This window comes from Paenibacillus sp. FSL K6-1566 (assembly GCF_038050475.1).
Taxonomy (GTDB): Bacteria; Bacillota; Bacilli; order Paenibacillales; family Paenibacillaceae; genus Paenibacillus_AQ; species Paenibacillus_AQ lactis.
On record NZ_JBBOSR010000001.1, the window covers coordinates 3,974,388 to 3,993,421 of the forward strand.

General features: G+C 56.5%; 10 protein-coding genes. 2 read left to right on the forward strand and 8 right to left on the reverse strand.

Annotated elements, in window-relative coordinates; translation table 11 throughout:
- Positions 1-144: 144 nt before the first annotated feature.
- Positions 145-432 (forward strand): CD3324 family protein, encoded by a 288-nt coding sequence (locus NST08_RS17430; protein WP_007128446.1) that lies wholly within the window; start codon positions 145-147, stop codon positions 430-432.
- A 412-nt stretch (positions 433-844) separates the two neighbouring features.
- On the opposite strand, the gene NST08_RS17435 is transcribed toward NST08_RS17430, so the two are convergent.
- The 8 genes from NST08_RS17435 to NST08_RS17470 form a co-directional block, all read right to left on the reverse strand.
- Entirely contained in the window at positions 845-5,077 is a 4,233-nt protein-coding gene (locus tag NST08_RS17435) for a glycoside hydrolase family 2 protein (protein WP_341342066.1), read from the reverse strand.
- A complete protein-coding gene (locus NST08_RS17440) occupies positions 5,070-5,750 on the reverse strand; it encodes a hypothetical protein (RefSeq protein ID WP_341342067.1) in 681 nt (226 codons plus the stop codon). The genes NST08_RS17435 and NST08_RS17440 overlap by 8 nt, the downstream gene beginning before the upstream one ends.
- Positions 5,751-5,877: 127 nt before the next feature.
- Positions 5,878-9,654 (reverse strand): Ig-like domain-containing protein, encoded by a 3,777-nt coding sequence (locus NST08_RS17445; protein ID WP_341342068.1) that lies wholly within the window; start codon positions 9,652-9,654, stop codon positions 5,878-5,880.
- Positions 9,655-9,780: 126 nt separating this feature from the next.
- Positions 9,781-11,307 carry an ABC transporter substrate-binding protein gene (locus tag NST08_RS17450; RefSeq protein ID WP_341342069.1) on the reverse strand — a complete coding sequence of 509 codons (1,527 nt, stop codon included), beginning with the start codon at positions 11,305-11,307 and terminating at the stop codon, positions 9,781-9,783.
- A gap of 36 nt (positions 11,308-11,343) precedes the next feature.
- The gene (locus NST08_RS17455; RefSeq protein ID WP_341342070.1) at positions 11,344-12,228 is read right to left on the reverse strand and encodes a carbohydrate ABC transporter permease; all 885 of its coding nucleotides are present in this window, start codon (positions 12,226-12,228) and stop codon (positions 11,344-11,346) included.
- Between the two features lie 18 nt (positions 12,229-12,246).
- Positions 12,247-13,266 (reverse strand): ABC transporter permease, encoded by a 1,020-nt coding sequence (locus NST08_RS17460; RefSeq protein ID WP_341342071.1) that lies wholly within the window; start codon positions 13,264-13,266, stop codon positions 12,247-12,249.
- Positions 13,267-13,586: 320 nt separating this feature from the next.
- On the reverse strand, positions 13,587-15,896 hold the full coding sequence (locus NST08_RS17465) for an AraC family transcriptional regulator (RefSeq protein WP_341342072.1): 2,310 nt from the start codon (positions 15,894-15,896) through the stop codon (positions 13,587-13,589).
- Positions 15,897-15,931: 35 nt separating this feature from the next.
- Positions 15,932-16,864 (reverse strand): AraC family transcriptional regulator, encoded by a 933-nt coding sequence (locus tag NST08_RS17470; protein WP_007128456.1) that lies wholly within the window; start codon positions 16,862-16,864, stop codon positions 15,932-15,934.
- A gap of 137 nt (positions 16,865-17,001) precedes the next feature.
- On the opposite strand from NST08_RS17470, the gene NST08_RS17475 reads away from it, so the two are divergent.
- The gene (locus tag NST08_RS17475; RefSeq protein ID WP_341342073.1) at positions 17,002-18,987 is read left to right on the forward strand and encodes an alpha-amylase family protein; all 1,986 of its coding nucleotides are present in this window, start codon (positions 17,002-17,004) and stop codon (positions 18,985-18,987) included.
- Positions 18,988-19,034 lie beyond the last annotated feature (47 nt).

Consider the following 19,034-nt stretch of genomic DNA (forward strand, 5'->3'; position numbering starts at 1 on the left):
GCCCCCGGGGCTCCCTATATCTGTTTTCCAATTCGTAAACACAACAAATTATAAATTCGAAAGGAGGAGGGCAAGCATGATCAATACAATTGTTTTGACACTCAGCGATAGCTTGAACATTCATACAGAAAGAGGAGGGCATCGATGGGCCATTACAAAAACGGTAGAGAAGTGCTTCCCCCCGAGCTGCTGCAGCAAATTCAACAGTATATAGACGGAGAACTTCTCTACATACCGAAACAAAGCGAGCAAAGAGCCGGCTGGGGTGAATTAAGCGGTTCCCGAGAACGCATCGAACGTCGCAATAAGGAAATGTACCGGGCCTACTGCAAGGGCCGGACCATTGAAGAATTAGAACGGACCTACTTCCTGTCCGGAGAAAGCGTCCGCAAAATCATCAGTAAACTTACCCGCGTTGGGACTGGAACCTAAATCTATGAGACTTCCAAATGGCTCACGCGGATTACGATAGGACTGTTCCCCAGAGGGAGCAGTCCCTTTCAATTTACATAGCTATGATCGGCAATGGCCAAGATCGAGAGGGTGCCAAAGGCAGCTCAATATGTCCTATCGCACCGTTGCTCATGTTGGCTCGTATCCGCCCTGTCGAACAGATCAACATCTTTTCAAAAAAAAACGAAAAACAATCAGCCCTTTCGCTTCCCTTAAGGAAGTCGGAAGGGCTGTGTTGTTCCTGTCCACGTTACCTAGTGCCTCTATTCGATTCACACGCAAGAAGCCGCTTGATTTTGAAGATGGGTATTCGGCACCATCACGGTCAGGATCCTAAGCGGCCGTCGTTCGCCGGGGCAACCTCAAACTTCAGCCCCCGTAAAGACCCCCGTCATTTCGGCTCAACCTCGTTCAGCGTCATTCGGTATTCCAAATCCTTCATGTACGTCCCATCCGCATGCCGGAAGATCATTCCGATCGCCAAATCTCCGCCCGTTCCGCGAACAATCGCGATCAGCCGGTTAAGTCCTCCCGCCAGGGTAATCTCGCGTTCCGGATTCGGGACCCGTTCGCCGTTCAAATAGATAACGTACGGCGCGCCGGTCTGAATCTGCAGTCGTCCCGCGCGAGGCGCTGCGGATTCACCCGGCACCCATACGAAGCAGCTCAAAAACCACGGATCCTTGCCCGCATCCCGGATGAGCAAAGCTCCATCCGCTCTCCTGCGCTCTTTTTTCTGCATCCAGCCGTAAAGGCCCTCCCCTAAATTGTTCAGCGAAAAATCAGGATCGGTATAATATGCCTTCATCGCTTCGTAGTCGGCATAGGTCGGGCAGGGCAGCGCCATGACCGCCTCCACGGACCATGCCCCGTCATCCTTCTCGCTCTCAAGGAAGCCGTCGTCAAAGTCCGCGCCAAGATTGGCCAACAAACGTGCGTACAGCCTTCGTGCCTTGTCGCTGTCAGCGTCAAGCGACAGCTGTGAGCACAGGATGGAGCCGCCGCCCGCCTTGACCTCGATCAGGAATGCCCCGGATCCGCGCGCCTTGATGCGATTCAGCTCAACCAGCGCGAGGCGGCTGTACTCCGAAGTGTAGCCGTTCACGAAGTAATCCTTCCAGGCGGTCCCTTCGACGCTGGCCAACAATGTCGTTGCTTCCTGCACCTCCAGCCGGTGCGAGGCTAGGGGCCGGTTGGCGGCGTCCCGCGGCGACAGAAACACTTTGTCAAAGCCGAACAGATCAACCGGACTGAAGCCGCTCACCAGCTCCCCGGCGTCGCCCGCAGCCAGATGGAACGTTTCATGCGGCTCCACAAACACCGACCGGCCCAGCAGCCGGGCAAGCGCCTCCTGCTCGCATGGCTCCGCCGGCAGGACAAGCACCCGTCCACCGGCTTCGGCATAATGCCTGATTGCCTCGGCGAGACCAGGGACATCGAGCAGGCAAGCCTCTACAACCAGCATGCGGAGATCCTTTGCAGTTTGGGCAAAACCGTCACCTTCACCAGCCGGTGCAGATTCCATCAGCGCCTCGGCATCAAGCAAGGCGCAGCGCAGCTGCAGCTTGTCGAGAAATGCCGCTGCCTCTCCGCCAGGCCGAACCAACGCGCCTGCGGGCCCAGCGTCATCCCCGGTTAATCCATCTGCGCGGCCCGCGTAAGCAAGCAGGTTGCGAAGCAGCAAGCAGGCTTGCGGAGCACGAGCGATATTGGCCATCAGCTCCAGCTGGTTCGCCAGCAACAAGCCGCGGCCGTTTCGGTATTCCAAAAGCGGGGTCCATAGATCCCCGCCGTCGCCGAAATCGCCTGCGCCGCATTCCAGAAGCATGGTGAAATCCCCGGCTGCCGGCTTCTCGAATGCGGCGCGAATGATCGGCAGCGGTCCTTCCTCGCATAGCTCCTCCTGCCAGAACATTAAATCCTCGTCTCCGATTCCCGACAGAACCGGATGGCGGTAATCGCCGGCATGGGCACGAAGGAACGGTCTTCGCGACAGCGTTAGCCGTCCCAGCGACAGCCCGGTCTGCTCCAGCATCACCAGATGTCCGCCTCGAGCAACGAAGTCTTTCAGCAAATCCTCGAGCGAGCCGTCCGGGTCCACCGTCCTGCTGCCGATGATGAGCAAGCCAGCGGCCGGCAGCTGGGCGATCGCCTCGCGATCCACCCGTTCGCAGCCGGGAACGAGCCTGCGGAGGATGTCGTAATCCTCTTCCGATCCCCAGTAGGCGGCCGGACGTTCGACGTCGACGGGATCGCGGAGCAAACAGGCTGACACGAGCCGGTACTCTACGCGAAGCTCATGCATCCGCCGCCCGCCATGGAGCAGCACTGCCGAAAGCACGGCCGCCCCTTCTCTCTTGACGGGTGCGGGAGTCCAGGCTATCCCGATTGTTCTAGATTCGGCAGGCTCTTGACGGAAGGCGAAGACCTGCTCATGAACGACCGCCTCTCCCTGTATGATCTTGCATTCAATCCGTACCTCCTGCTCCGAGAGCGTATCATTGAAGACGTCAAAATGTCGGGTGATGGGCGCATCATCATAGAAGCAGCGATTATATTCAGAAGCGAACATCGTGACCGGCTTAAACGCCTCGGCCATGATGGCGAACGCCGGATTGGGCGCGTACATCGGATGATCAGGCAGCAGTCCGTTGTTGATCGTCAGCGAATAAGCCGGGATCCTTCGGGGCTTTACACCGGGCAAGCCCGGTACCGACGGCGGAACCGCAGCATCGCGCTCCGGCATCGCCCTCATGAAGTAATGCGCGAAATTGAACGTCGATATGCCGGAGACGCCTTGCCGCCGCGCATACTCTACGAATAAGCGCTCCTTCTGAGCCAGTCCTGCCGCACTCTCGTCCGTATCCCGGTATGCCCTCAGCCCAACATACTGGCTGCTGTTCTGCGGACAGATGTACCACCATCCTCCGTGTTCGCCGTAGGTCAGCGGAACGGACCGGTCCCACTGAGCTATCGTGCCGTCTATGTTGTAATGTCGGCTTTCCACTTCCGTATGCGCTTTGGGCAGCAACCGGTTGTCTCCTTCGGCGACGATCGGACGCGTTGCGTCCAGTTCCCGGATCGCTTGGATGAAGCAGGGCATATGCAGCTTGTAACCGTCCCGTCCGTCCACCCAGCGCATTTCGTTCTGCAGGCTCCACATGATGACCGACGGGTGATTCTTGTCCCGGCGAACGAGCCGCAAAACATGCATGCGGCAGTTGGCTATATAGTCGGGATGGTCGGCAAGCATCGATTTGGCCGATCCATATATTGCCGTTTCGTCGACGATCAGCATCCCTTCTTCGTCGGCGATCCGCACGTAATCCTCCGGATACGGCTCGGCATGCAGACGAACGCTGTTGATCCCGACGGAACGGCACATCCGGTACCAATTACGGATGTACGCTTCCGTCTGCTGCAGCCCGCCTTGAAAATGCCATGAATCGCCGCGAAGCCGGATCGGGATGCCATTCAGCATAAACCGCGGGCCTTCGCACCAAAACTCGCGGAATCCAAACACTTCAACACGTTGATCGACAACCTGCCCGCCATCCAGCAATTCAACTTCGGCCGCATACAGAAACGGCGTATCCGGGTCCCACAGCTTGGCATCCCGCCAATCCAGGCTGAAAGCGGCACGGTAAACAGCTCCGCCGCGATCGTTTACGCACAGCCGGAGATGTGAAGCCGCTTCAAAAACGAAGTGCTCCGCCGGCCGCTCCGCTTGAAGGACCGGCGGTCCCCCTTGGGCGAGCCCTCTTCGAGCCGTGCCGCTTCCGTGTTCGAGCATCTCACGCTCCGTGCCCGTTCCTCCGAGCGTGAAAACCTGCAGCGGTTTGCCATCATCAGCCGCTTGCCGGCCGCTCCCGCTGCCAGGGAAATCTCGATGATTCAGCAGCTGATCATCCCGCTGCGATATCACTCCGATTTCCCGGATATTCACTCTGACGCGGAGCGAGTCTGAGGCCGCCTCCGGATCGGTTGTTCCGGCCAACACATCCAGCTCAAACCGGCCTTTCCGGACGGATGTACGGATCGTAACATCCTCTATGGATAGGGGAGGATAGCTCTCCAAATATATATCCTGCCATATCCCCCGGGCGACATTGCCAAACCAGGAGCCCGTCAGACCTGTCACCTTCTCCATGCCAGACGGGAGCGTCACTTTGTCGAAGCTTCCGCATACGACATGGAGATGATGCTCACGCCCCTGGCCGACCTTAGGCGTAATATCTAATCGCAGCGGCAGATAGCCGTCTTCCCATACGGCAACTTCTTCCCGATCGAGAAAGATGACGGCCTTTTGCATAATGCCGTCCAGGCGCAGCACGATTCGCTGCCCGGCCATGTCCTCGGGAATCCGAAAGCTTCGATGCAGCACGCCAGCCTCCGCTTCGTCCCATTCTTTCGGGTAGCCGTAAAGGTCCATCGGAGCATATCCGTGCTCGGGAATTTCACCGAACGTTTTGCCATTCGCCTGCCTGTAGGAGCGCCGCCAGCTGGACGGGACTTGCACCCGCCGCGATTCGTATACAAGCTCATCCGGCAGCCGCCTCCACTGCGTCTGGCCATACAACGGCATAAAATCCCATTCCCCGTTCAGACACACCCGATTACGCATCGTTCATTCCCTTCCTTTCATCATAAACTCGCAAGTCCAGCACCAGCTCCAGCTCCCGCCAAATCTCCTGTTCAGCTGGAACATCCCCCCATTTGATGAAATGAGGCTCCATCACCTCTGCCCAATTGTCCGGTCGAAGCTTCGTGTTCAGCTTTCCTTCGTACGGGGCGGGCTCGATCGTGGCCGGGAGCTCGGAATAGAAGAAGAGCACCGTCTCGTGCATGCCGATGATCCCATACTTGTCGCCGTCGCCCGGCCGCTCTTCCTGGTATTGATAATGGTAATACACGTAGCTTGCAGCCTCTTCCGGCTTTAAACGAGCGATCCTTCCGTACGGCAAGATGTTTTCGTTCCTGCGCTTCCAGTGCAGCTCCGAAACGGGGGATTGATAATGAAAAATATCGATCATCGGCGCCCACCTCCGTCCCGGTTCTGCGCCGGGCCATGCCACCAGCCAGGCATCGGCTTCCGGCAGCAAGCTTTCCGGGCGTACCGGCCCGCGTAGGCATTCGTAATATAGGAACAATCCGCTTCCGTTCGCAAACAAGCTCATTCTGGATACATGCTGACGTTCCATGGCTTTCTCGGCCGCAAACCTAATCCGCTCCTCGCGTAAACCGGAAACGGCGTCCATGTTCCCGATTCCCTCGGCTCTATATAAGCAGCGCTTCATAACACACCTCCAAACGTGAATTTATGAGTTAGCCACTGTCACAGGAATTGTGTCTGCTACAAACTTCACTTGCCCGATTCCCGATATAAAAGGCGCTGCCCCCCGATCGCGGGAGGAAGCGCCGCATTTAAGAGACCACGGTGAAGCGAATGTTGTCAAACAGCATATAATCGAAACCGCTCACGTAAAAGCCCACTTTCCCGGATGGCCTGTGATTCGGATCAGTGCCGGCCAGTCTTGACTCGCCGTCGACGTAAACCGCAACGTCTCCGTCCTTCACGATAATCTTGACTGCATATTCCGTGTCCGGCTGCAGGTCCCGATGCGGCAAGGCGGACTCGGCGATCTTCTGCCAAGCCGTATCATACAGAATCCAGGCGGATGTTCCGTCAGGACGCGTACGATAGCCGATTCGAGTCGAGCCGGTGGCATCCTGCCGATCAAAGACATACATCGTACCGTCGTCCGGCATGGAAGCCGGGGTCTTCAGGGTGAAATCAAGCTCATACGATTGGAAAGCCCTGTCCAGCAGCCCTGTTGCCCCGTTCAAAATTTTGTAGCGCCGATTGCCGTCCGCATCCGCAGCGATGCTCCGGTTCGGGTCTACCGGCCATCCATTGCCCCCTGTCTCAAAATCGGTTTCATGCATGATGCTCGAAACGGTTACCTTGATATCCGCTTTGACGAGCGGATTGGCAACGGATACGGCCGTGACGGTCGTCTCGCCTTCATATACGGCGCTGACGACCCCCGTATCGCTCACCTCCGCTACGGCCGGATCGGCGGATTGCCAGATCACGCCGGTGTCCGGGGTGCCGGCGGGGTCGAACGTCAGCTCAAGCTGCCGCTGCTCCCCGGCGGCAAGCCGCACTTCGCGTTCCGAAGGAATAATGCCGGCCAGCTCCGTCGTCAGCGCTTTGAACCGGATGTCGTCAAACAGCATGTGGGTGACGTTGTTCACGTAGAATCCGACCTTGCCCGCCTCGTTATGGCCGGGATCGGCAGCCTTCAGGCGGAATTGGCCGTCCACGTACACGCTGATCTCGCCGCCATGCACAAGGATTTTGATCTCGTACTCCGTATTCGGCTTTAAATCGTGGCCGGGCAGCTTCACTTCGTGAAGAATCGTCCAAGCGGCGTTATACAGCAGCCAGGATGATGAGCCGTCCGGGCGGGTTTTGTAGCCGACGCGGGTAGAGCCGCTGCCGGCCTGGCGGTCGAACACGTACAGCGTCGCGTTTTCCCCGATCGACTCCGGCGTCTTCAGCTTGAAGCTCAGCTCATAATCGGAAAAGGTTTTGGCGCTTAGAGCGGTAGCGCCATTAAGAATTTTGTACCAGCGGTTGTCCCCTTCCTTGACGATGCTGCGGTTCGCATCCTGCGGCCAGCCGTTAGCCCCTGACTCGAAATCGGTGAAATCCATGATGCCGTCTCCGGCCTCGACCGTAACGTCCACCGTTGCCGTGAGCTGCGGATTCTCCGCCGATGCCACCGTAATGACCGTCTGGCCGACCTCCTGACCTGTAACGATGCCGTTATCGTCGACCGCAGCGATGGCGGGATCCGTCGATGTGAAGACCAGCTTCGGATTATCGGCGTTCCATGGCAGAACCGCCGTGCGCAGCTTTACCGTTTTCCACCGGTCCACCGTAACCTCGTCGTCATAAACCACGACGCCTTCGACCGGGTATCCGTCCGGGCTGTTGGTCGTGCCCGCTTTCCCGTGGATGCCGATCTCATGGAACGGGATATCGGGAAAGCCGGGTATCGCCTCGAATACTTGAGCATCCGGTCGAAGCGACAGGTCGCCTCCCGCCAAGTTGACGAAGCCGGGATCCTCGTCGGTTACCCAGTTATCCGCATATTGGACAAGATTGAATTTGTCGTACGCGCCTTCCTCGTTCGTCGTCGAACTGCGTGGAACCGTCGGATTGTAGACGACGTTGCCGTGGAATGTATTCGTATCCGGATAATAGCGGTTTTCCGTGAAAAAGTTCGCGAGTTCCGGATACTTGGCCAGGTACGGCGTGCCGACAAAGTCGTTGTTGGCTTCGAACAGCGCCCTCCATTTCGGCATGTAATTCAGCGGCACCTGATCGTCCGGCTCGTCGCCGAGGAACAAGTCGGCATAGTCGTACGGAACCTTGCTGTCTACGAAAATATTGTTGCGGGTCAAGATATGGGCCCCGCCGTTATTTTTGATCGCCGAGTTGCCCATTTTGTAGAATATATTCTCGTCGATCTTCAGCCCCATCGTGAAGTTGTCGGGATAGACGCCTTCAACGCCAGGCTTGCTCTCCCCGATATGGTGGAAGTAATTGCGGCGTATGACGGTGCCGCGCTGCTGCGGCGTCTCGCCGGCGTTCATATAAATGGCGCCGAGATCGGAGAACGTTTTGCATACGTCGTAAATGTTGTTGTACTCCACCAGATGATCATTGCCGAATATCAGCACGCCGGGATGCGGTGCGTCATGCAGCTCGTTGTTCGACATGCGGTTGCCCACTCCGGACAAGAGCACGCCGGGGTTGTAAGCTTTATGATAATAAGCGAAGTCATGAATGTGCGAATTCTCCACCGCGTTGTTGCCCGGAGCGAGGGTAGTCTTGTCGCCACCTGTCAGCGTCACGGCAGTGCCCCCGATATGATGGATGTGGGTGTTCTCGATCTTATGGTCTGTTCCCGGCACTCCGGCAAAGTCGTTATAATGGAATCGGCTCTGGGTGTTCACCAGCACGCCGCTGTTGGTGAAATTGCGGATTTCGCTTTGCAGAATGCGCATGTGGCTTCCGCCCATGAACACAACCGCCGAATCGCGCCCGTTCTCCAGAATAAGCTCGGAGAAATCAATATAGGATGCATCGATCGCATTGATCATCGGTGTTTTCAGCATCGTTACTTCAATGGATGGATCGGCGGTCATAAATTCGGCGTTCGGCAGAAAATACAGCTTCCCGGTTTGGCGGTCGATATAATACTCGCCTGGCATATCGATCTCCTCGAGCAGGTTTTGCGCAAAATGGAAATCCGGGTACCAATTCTTGAAGATGCCGCTCATCTCGCCGTAACGGAGCGTTATGCTCTTGGCTTCCGTGTCGATGGCGGCGATTTGGTTGTAGGACCATTCCCAGCTATACCCGAAAATGCCGTCCAGCCAAATATCATCCGCCTGCGTCCAATATTGCGGCCTGTCATACGTGTAAGTGAAAGTGCCGCCCCGCTTATGAACCTCCCCGTCCGGACTTTTTCGAGTCGGTCCGGGATCGAGGATTTCGTCCATTTGCACCGTTCCCTCGTTCGGCCAGCGCGCCAATGTCATCCCTTCCCCACCGACGTACAGCTCCATCGGCGGAACCTTGCTCAAATCGTTGGCCAAATAATATCCGTGCCGGCTCATCTCTCCGTAATCCGTGATGCCAAGTGAAGCCAGGTCGGCGACCAGGACTTTGCTTCTGGCCTCCTCGCTAATGATGCGATTCAAAATGGCCGTGTCGGTAACCGGAACGAACGCGGATTTCTCAAGCCTCCTTGAGCCGGACAATATGACCGTCTCACCCGGATAAGCCGTGTACGTGATCGGCTTGCCGGCTTCCCCCGAATCCTGGGCGTTCAGCTCGAAGCTTGCCGTCCGCTCGTAACGCCCTTCGCGAAGATAGACCGTGACGCCTCCCCTCGGCAGCCCTTTCTTTGCTTTCAGCGCACGGATGGTATCCCGCGCTTTTTCCAACGTTCGAAACGGTTTGTTCTTCGTCCCTTTGTTCGAATCACTTCCGTCCGGAGCGACGTAATAGGCCGTCCCGTGCGGATTGCCGTAGGCCGATGCCGTGTCGGTCATCAGTGCAAACGGATGCAGCGCGAATAGCAGGCTTGCAGCCAGCGCAGCAAGCAAAAGCTTTTTCATCATTTGCTCTCCTTCCTCCAAGTGGGGTACGGACAGCCATACCGCGAAGCACGGCATAGTCGTCCCAGGACAGCAGGTTTCTCTCGGGCGCTTAGGTGCCTATCCTTTAACGTTTGTCCGGGCCGACGATTATTTCAAGCCCTTCTCTTTCAGGAATTGCTCGAATTGTCGCGTCACCTCCTCCACATACCGATCTTCACCCGCTTCCTTCAGCTTGCCGTACAGCACGGGCCAAGTCTCCTCGAAATCAAGCGTGCCGGTCACGAGCCCCCGCTTGTATTCGCCCCATACGGCGTTCAGGTTGGCGATCTCCGTGCTGACCGGCTCCGAATTGAACTTGAAAGCACCCACCGGGTTAATTTCGGAGCTCGTGTTGATTTTTTTCGTTTCCTCCCAAATGTTTTCCGGCTGTCCTTCCTTCAGGTAGGAATTGAAGACGCTGCCGAACACCCAATCCATGTTCGGGCGGTATCTGGAATCCGCCATCGGCTTGATGTACTCGCCGCTTAGCTTCTCGTAATGTACGCCCTCCAAGCCGTTGCACAGCAGATTATAAAGCTCCTTGTCGGTGTTGATCAGATTCAGCAGCATCATGGCCCGTTCCGGATTTGGCGAAGTGCGGCTGATCGACTGATTGGTCGTCGCCGAATAGCCGTTGGAGAACCAATCGCTAAGCGGGATGATGACGACGTCGTTGCCGCCGTTCTTCGCTTTCACTTCCGCCTCGACGCCCGGCTTTAACGTGACGTCGAACTCTACCGCAATCTGGCCTTTGGATTGATAGTCGGTCATTTTTTCCGTAGCGGCGTCCTTGTGGATGTAGCCTGCCTTATACCACTTGCTGGCCAAACGGAAATTGCCCAGCTCCTCCTCGGGGTAGCGGTAAAGCGTATAGGTCGGGTCATCTGTTTTGATGTAGAAGTGATCGTCCAGTCCCGGAACGACCCAATACTCATCATCATGCGCCTGAGGGTTGACGAATGAGCCGCCGAACAGGCCGATCGGAATGATGCCCGGCTCGTTTTGCTTGATTTGTTCGAGGAACGGCTCGATATCCGCTATGCTTTTAATTGTCGAAGGATCCAGGCCGTATTTATCGGCAAACCGCTTCTGTACGATGAACCCGTAACGCGAACCGTTGATCTGCTGATTCGGGACGCCGTAAATTTCCCCGTCAACCGAGAGGCCCTCCCACATGACCTGCGGAACGTCCGCTTTCAGCTCCGGCGCGTATTGGTCCAAGAGCCCGTTCAGCGGCTGAATGGCACCCTTGCGTACCAGCTCCTCCGGTTTCAGCATGTAGCCGGTCCACAGGATATCGAACTTCTCGCCCGCAGCCAGAACGGTGTTCATCTTCTGCACGTAATCCCCCAGGGCGACCGGCATCAGCTTGACGGTGGCGTTCAGCTTTTCTTTGACGATTTTGTTGATCTCCTCTTCGACCTTCTTCTGGTCGGGCTGAAGCTGAAGCAGCGGATAATACCATGTGAGCTCGACGGGCTCAAGCCCGCTTGTTCCGCCTGCCTCCGGCGTTGTTCCTTGCGCTTCCGGCGTTCCTCCGCCGTCCGTGCCGCTTCCGCCATTCCCGCCGCAGCCGGCGAGCGCGGTCATCGCGATCAAGGCGATCGCCAGCAGCCCTAACAGTCTTTTTTTCATGACATGACCTCCTACACGTTTATTGGTTGTTCTATGTTAACCCTTGAGGGAGCCAACCGTAAGCCCTTTCACGAAAAATCGCTGGAAAAACGGAAAGATGACCAGCATCGGCCCGCCGGCCAGCACCGCAATCGCCATTCTTGCCGAATTGTTCGGAAAGCTGGACAGATCGATCCCCAGCTGCTGCGTAAATTCCGAATTGGAGGTGATGAACTCGATGCTGGACAACGTCCGCACGAGCAGCAGCTGCAGCGGCACCTTGTTCGGATCGTCGATGTACAGCATGGCGTTAAACCACTCGTTCCAGTACGTGAACGATATCAGCAACCCGAGCGTGGCAAGGGCCGGTGTGGACAGAGGCAGAATAATCCCGAAAAAGATGCGGAGCTCCCGCGCGCCGTCGATTTTCGCGGATTCCACGATTTCCAGCGGAATTTTGGACATGAAGCCTTTCATGACCATAATGTTGAACGGAGACAGCAGCACCGGAAGAATCAGAGCAAGCAAGCTGTCTTTCAAATGCAGGTACTGCGTGATCAGAATGTAGGAAGGAACGAGGCCTCCGCTGAACAGCATCGTGAAAAAGACGTAAAACGTTGTCGCCCGGTTGTAGCGGTAATCCGGCCTGGAAATGACGTATGCGGTCATCGCGGTAAGCAGCAGACCCGCCAGCGCTCCGATCACGGTCACCGTGACCGTTACCCCGTATGCCCGCAGCAGAATGTCGGGTGCATCCAGAAGGTAGCGGTACGCCTCCAAGCTGAAGGATTTGGGCAAAAACTGATACCCGTTTTCGGTGAGCGACGCTTCGTCGGTGAACGACACGGCGATAACAAGCAGGAACGGAAGGACAACCGCCAAGGAAAGCAGGGCAAACAGCAAGTGAATGATCATTTTGGAAAGCTCGAACTTTTTAGGCACCGGGTGTCTCCTCCTTTCTTACCACAGGGAATGGTCGGGATTGATTTTGCGCACGATTCCGTTCGCGACAAGCACAAGCACGAAGCCGACCACCGACTGGTAAAAGCCCGTAGCCGCCGACATGCTGACATTGCCGATCTCGCGCAGCGCCCGGTACACGTACGTGTCGATAATATCCGTGGAGCCGTACAGGAACCCGGAGTTGTTCGGAATGAAGTAATGCAGACCGAAATCGCCGCGGAACATGCTGCCGATTGAGAGAATCAATAGGATGATGACCAGCGGGGCCAGCAGCGGGACGGTAATTTTGGCAGCCATCTGCCACTTCGTCGCCCCGTCGATGCGGGCCGCTTCGTAATACTCGCTGTTAATGCCGATAATGCCGGCGAAATAGATGAGCGTGTTGAACCCGACCGCTTTCCATAAATGGACAAGGATGAGGATTGCCGGCCACGCCTCGGCCGTCTGGTACCAGCTGACCGGATCGATGCCGAACATCTGCAGGGTCCGGTTGATGAAGCCGTCGGAATGGTTCAGGAAGGCGTAGGCCACGTATCCGACGAGCACCCATGACAAGAAGTGCGGCAGGAATAAAGCGGTCTGATAAAATTTGCTCCATTTCGCCCGGATCTCGTTCATAAAGATCGCCAGCAGCAGCGCGGCCGCGGTCGTCACAACGATGTAAGCGGCATTGTACAGCACGGTGTTGCGTGTGATACGCCAAGCCGTATCGGTCGAGAACAGATAGCGGAAGTTCTCCAATCCTACCCATTCGCTGCCAAATATGCCGAGATCGTAGCGGTAATGCTTGAAGGCAATGATCAAGCCGACCATCGGAATATAAGCAAAAATCAACTTATACAAAATCCCCGGCAGGGAGAGCAGGAACAGCTCCCGATTGTTCCGAAAATGCTGCAGCTCCCTGCGTATCACCGACTTTCGCTTACGTGCCCCTGGGGGCGCGGGCGTCCGTTCGGGTTCCGGAACCGACCGGTGAGCCGTCCCGGTCTCGACCGATCGTGAAACATTGTTCAACATAGCCAAAGCCCCTCTCTTTCGTTATGCGCTTCTCGCCTGCATCCCAGGCTTTGCATGTTTAACGATAGCGCAAGCCTCGGCCTTGCGTTACTGTACATTTTTTGGATAGCTGTACGGGCGGACTGTAGGGATTCCCGATTGCTGTACAGCTGCCTGTAAGGATTCAGGTTTACTGTACAGATGTCCTCTCCCTTCGAAAGGGTGCAGGACGAACCGGGCTAAGGCACAGAAGACGGCCGAATTGAAGACAAGGGCATGCCAAAAACCCGCAAACGGTCATCTTCATTTGCGGGTCGTATGGAAAGCTGCCGATTCTCGGATTAAGTGCTGCGGTCGATGGCCGACTTCAGGCGGTACTCCTTCGGTGTCGTGCCATAACGGCGCTTGAACAGCCGATAGAAATAGCTTTCATTGCCGAAGCCCACCTTCTCCATAATTTCGGCTACGGTCAAATGCTGCTGTTCCAAATAATGCTGAGCCCGGGCCAGGCGGGTAGCGTTAATCTGGTCGACGACAGTCGTTCCCTCCTGGGCTTTGAACACCTGACCCAAGTAGACGGCGCTCATCTTCAGCATGTCGGCAATCTTCTGAACGTTGAGGTCCGGGTCGGCGTAATGCTTGTCGATCATCTCTTTGACAGTGTCAGCCAGCAGACGGTTCTTATCTTCGCGGGCGCTGCGCCGCTGCTCGAACACATCCCGAACGACGTCAAGAAGAACGCCCTCGATCTCGTCCAGCGTCTCTTTCTCGAGAATGCGCCGATTGATGGCCTGCAGATCGACCGATACCGGGTTCAGATTATGGTTATTCATTTCGCTCAGCGTATGGCTCAGGGTCATCGTAAGATGGAGCAGCGCCGAGAACATGTTGTCAAAGCTGAGCTCGCCAAGCAGCTCCCGCAAGCTTCGGATGGCTTGCTCCGTCTCGTCGGGATTCCCGCCTTTCAGCCCTTCGGTCAACCGGCGCTCCAGCTCCTTCGGAATGCCGAACGACGGGTTCCGTTCGTTTCGGATGATCATCTCAGGCCGAATCACCGCTCCTTTGCCAAAAATCATACGGTAGCTGGCATGCTTCTGGGCTAGATGGTAATGCTTCGTCAGCTGACGGTAATCCTCGAACGTTTCGCTCAGCGTTACGGTAAACGTGATCCGATAATAGCGGAGGATCGTTTGCTGTAGCTCCCTGAACCGTTCATGCAGCGATTCGAGCGTCGCTTGTTCGCCGCCTGCGATAAAGACAAGATGGCCGCTCTTCATATCCGCAGCTTCACACGTTCCGCCGCGCGAGAGCAGCTCCTGGCCGATGTTCGCTATGGCGAAGTAATACAGCGACTCGGACTGCGAGCCCGGCTGCCGCGCCAAGCCCTGCAGATCGTCAATCTGCACGAGCGCTAACCGCAGCGGCGAAGGAAACGCGATATCCATTCCGTACTGATCCTTGATGCGCAGGAAGGCAGCTTCGTCCATGCTCTCGCTGTGACTGATCAAACTCCGCATATGATATGCCTTGGCGATATTCCACTGTGAGAGGCGCTCCTGCTCCAGCCCCTTGAGCTTGCCGATCATTTCCGTAACATTCTCCGTGATGAGCGACAGCTCATCCTTCGCTTTGGCGTGACCGCGTCCGTCGTGGGGAACGAGTGTGAGCAGCCGACCGACCGGCTTATACAGCCGCAGCGAAATGAATACCGACAGGAGTAATGCCAATAGGGACACGGAGAAGGTGACGGTTATTTCCGTCCATCTCATTTGCCGGACGCTCCCGAGCACGTCATCATAGTCCTGCAGGCTGATGATCTGCCAGTGGTTCAAGCCTTTGCTCAAATAGGTGACCTTGTATTTTTTCTCCCCCTGCTCATGAATAAAGGAGCCCGGCGTGTTTTCCGCTGCGCCCATGCGTCCGAGCAGATCGTTCTTGATGTCCAGTCCGTCCGGCAGTGTGCGATCCCCCGCCATCAGCACTTGCCCTTCGCCGTCGGTGACGAACAGAACGTCGTCTTCCCGTTCAGCCACACGATTAAGCGCTTTCACATTGTCAAGCATCCACCCCGGCTTCACCGTCAAGATGAGCGCGTTGCGATTGACCGAACCGAGACTCGGTCCGTCGTAGACAAAAAAAGCAAACACATCGAAGCCTTCCTGCTCCCCATCAAGATCGAGCGGGATGAGCTGCAGCTTCGGCAAATCGGCACGGGAAGCCATATACGCTTCCAGTGCTCCGTACAGGACGCTCGTGTCCATGTCGTGGCTTAGCGACGAGAAGAACCGGCTCTGCTTGCCGTTGTAAAAAACGGCTGCATGCAAATACGGCGATGCGGCAACCGTCCGGTTGAGCCGCTCAATCTTTAAGATGCTTTGCTTATAGTCCGACCCGGATTTGAGCGCGATCAGCTCCTCGTCATTGTACAACGAGACCGCCAAATCCTTCACGATGCCGTTCATGTTCTCGATATTGTAATCGATTTGGGTGAGCAGCTTGCGATCGGCTTCATTCTGCAGGCTTAACACCTTATCGCGTGCAGATGTATTCAGGAGTAAGGAAGCCACGGCCAGCATCGCGACAACGAGCATAAAACTTAACAAGATCCGCTGCAAATATTTGCGAGAGCGGAGCGTCTGCAGCATGTTCATTGGACCACTCTCCATGCATAAGTTGGGTGGCTTTACTATAAGCCTGCGGGAAAATCGTTGTCAATCGGGATTTTCGGCCCCGCCTCCCCTTCATCCCGCTGCCGCTGCAGCATCCGCCGATACGCCCCCGGCGTCACACCATGCTTGGCGGTAAACAGGCGAGTCATGTAATTGGCATCTCGAATCCCCACCCTGTACGCGATCTCGGAAATGCCAAGCACCGTGCCGCCCAGCAGTTTCTTGGCCTCCTCCAGGCGCAAATGCAGCACGTATTGAAGCGGCGTTTTACCGATATGCTTTTTCATGCATCTCGCAATATAGCCTGCCTGGAAATGCAGCTCCTCCTCGAGCGACGCTCTGTCGAACGGCTCCTTCCAATGTTCATTCAAATATGCAACGGCAGCCCTGGCCAGCCGTTCGGAGGGCTCGGGTGCAGACGTCCGCGCGCATTCCGCCTGCAATGCGGCGAACAGTTTGGCGAGCAGAAGATGGAGCAGAATCGCGTTTTCCCCGTTCAGTCTGTTATGGGTATCGTTCAACCCGCGGAGGATCGGCTCGATCGCCTGCACGTCCACAGCGGCAAACTTCGGTAAATACATGCGCTGCTGCGCTGGGGGCTCGACGTCCTCGACCGTGCCTTTGGACAGCAGCACGGACCAGGGAATGTCTTCTTGCCGGATGCGCGTCGCAGCATGCCCATGGATGAAATGCACCCAGTAAATCTCCGTATCCTCTTCGCAGGATCGATGCCCGATATGAGGAAGGCCCGCCTCCAGCACAAGCAGCTTGCCCGGGCTGATCTCGTATTCGGTTCCCTCTTCGGTCATATAGAACGTTCCCCTCGTAACCAACAGCAGGTCATAGACGCCGAAGGTGCGGGCGAAGTGCCGATCTCCCGGCTTCCATACGGCATGTCCCGCCGTCACGAATTGCGGCAGCGGCGGAATCGCGAATTCAAGGCATAGCAAAACAGCAGGCTCCTCTCTCGCATAAGTTCATTTTGTGCTAGTCAAAGTCTATATTATCACTGGTTCGAAGGCTGGAAAAGAGTTACATTGGAGCACAAGAAACCGTTCTCATGAATATGCAAAGGGGCTGACCACGCATGCGATTCCGTCAGGTTCATCTCGATTTTCATACGTCGGAGGCCATTCCGGGCATCGGAAGCCGCTTCTCCAAATCCCAGTTCCAGAACATGCTTCGATTGGGGCACGTCGACTCCATCACGGTCTTTTCAAAATGCCATCATGGCTGGGCATATCACCCCAGCGAAGCCAACGAAATGCACCCTCATCTAGCCTTCGATTTGCTGGGCGAGATGATTGCTGCCGCGCATGAAATCGGCGTCAAAACGCCGGTATACCTATCGGCCGGCCTCGATGAAAAGCTGGCTCGCCGCCATCCCGAATGGCTGATTCGGGATGCGGAAGACCGGACGCGCTGGGTGAAGGATTTCATGACACCAGGCTATCACGAGTTCTGCTTCAATACACCTTACCTGGACATTCTGCTGGCGCAGATCCGAGAGGTTGTCACCCGCTATGATGCCGATGGCATATTCCTTGACATCGTCGGCATCCGTAAATGCAGATGCCAATACTGCGTCGCTTCGCTGCGGAATGCCGGTCAAGATCCGCGGGACGAAGCAGCCGTAGCTGCCTTGGGCGAGTCGATCTACCTGAATTATACCCGGCTTGTGCGGGAAACGGTGGACGCTGTGAAGCCCGGTCTTCCCGTCTTTCATAACAGCGGCCATCAACGCCGGGGCCGCCGCGACCTCGCCCATGTCAACAGCCATCTGGAGCTGGAATCGCTGCCGACCGGAGGCTGGGGGTACGACCACTTCCCCCTGTCGGCGCGTTATGCCCAGACGCTCGGCATGGAGTATCTAGGCATGACGGGAAAATTCCATACCTCCTGGGGCGAATTCGGCGGCTACAAGCATCCGAATGCGCTTCGGTTCGAAACGGCGCTAAGTCTCGCTCACGGCGCCAAATGCTCGATCGGCGACCAGCTCCATCCGTCAGGCTTCATGGATGAAGCAACGTATGCTCTGATCGGCGACGCCTACTCGGAGGTGAAAGCCAGAGAGCCGTGGTGCAGCGGCGTTGCATCCGTGGCGGACATCGCGGTCCTGTCGCTGGAAGCCGCTTGGGAAGCTTGCCCGGATGTCCGGAAGTCGGAGGACCGGACGAATCTGGCCGATGCCGGAGCTGTGCGCATGCTGAATGAGGGCCATTATTTATACGACATCGTGGATGCTGAAGCAGATTTCGGGCGCTACAAGGTGCTTATTTTGCCCGATGAAGTTCCGGTATGGCCGCAACTAGCAGAGGCCATCCGCTCATTTACCGATAACGGCGGCAAAATTCTGGCAACGGGACGTTCGGGCCTGAACCCGGCCGGCAACGCGTATATGCTGGACCTGGGGCTGGATTGGAAGGGAGCAAGTCCCTACCGCCCTTCCTATTTCCGTCCGGATTTTACGCCGGGTTCCCTGCTCCCCGCTTCGTTTGTTATGTATGGCGAAGGACAGCAGGTCGAATTGAACGGCGGGCGGGCACTTGGCAGCCGGGAGCATCCATATTTCAACCGCGACGTTTTCACATTTTGCTCGCATATGCACACTCCAAGCGCTGGGGAGGACAACGGACCGGGTATGATCGAAAGTTCAAACGGGATCTACATGGCCTGGAATGTGTTCAGCGAGTATGCCGATAACGGTCACCTCATCCTGAAAGAGATGGTGCTCCATGCACTCGGCCGCCTGCTCCCCCAGCCTTCCCTGCGATGTGATTTACCTGCCCGGGGCATTGCGACCCTCCAGTACCAAGGGACGGAGAACCGATATGTCAACCACCTGTTGTATGCATCGCCGGTACTGAAAGGGCGGGTTGAGGTTATCGAGGACATCGTGCCGCTGCGGAACGTTTCGGTCGCCCTGCGTCTCCCCTCCTCCGCATTGGTCAAACGGGTGTATATCGCCCCTTCGATGGAGGAACTCCCTTTTGATACAAAAGCTAATGGTGAAATCAGCTACACCGTTCCGGTCTTGGAAAATCACCAGATGGTGATCTTGGAGTTAGCCTAACCACTTTCCTTCATTGTAAAAATCATATCAACACAATCCAGCCGCAG

Excerpts from the sequence above, each read along its gene's own strand:
- NST08_RS17430 (WP_007128446.1), top strand. The coding sequence starts at position 145 with ATGGGCCATTACAAAAACGGTAGAGAAGTGCTTCCCCCCGAGCTGCTG.
- NST08_RS17450 (WP_341342069.1), bottom strand. The coding sequence starts at position 11,307 with ATGAAAAAAAGACTGTTAGGGCTGCTGGCGATCGCCTTGATCGCGATG.
- NST08_RS17440 (WP_341342067.1), bottom strand. The coding sequence starts at position 5,750 with ATGAAGCGCTGCTTATATAGAGCCGAGGGAATCGGGAACATGGACGCC.
- NST08_RS17435 (WP_341342066.1), bottom strand. The coding sequence starts at position 5,077 with ATGCGTAATCGGGTGTGTCTGAACGGGGAATGGGATTTTATGCCGTTG.
- NST08_RS17445 (WP_341342068.1), bottom strand. The coding sequence starts at position 9,654 with ATGATGAAAAAGCTTTTGCTTGCTGCGCTGGCTGCAAGCCTGCTATTC.
- NST08_RS17465 (WP_341342072.1), bottom strand. The coding sequence starts at position 15,896 with ATGAACATGCTGCAGACGCTCCGCTCTCGCAAATATTTGCAGCGGATC.
- NST08_RS17475 (WP_341342073.1), top strand. The coding sequence starts at position 17,002 with ATGCGATTCCGTCAGGTTCATCTCGATTTTCATACGTCGGAGGCCATT.
- NST08_RS17460 (WP_341342071.1), bottom strand. The coding sequence starts at position 13,266 with ATGTTGAACAATGTTTCACGATCGGTCGAGACCGGGACGGCTCACCGG.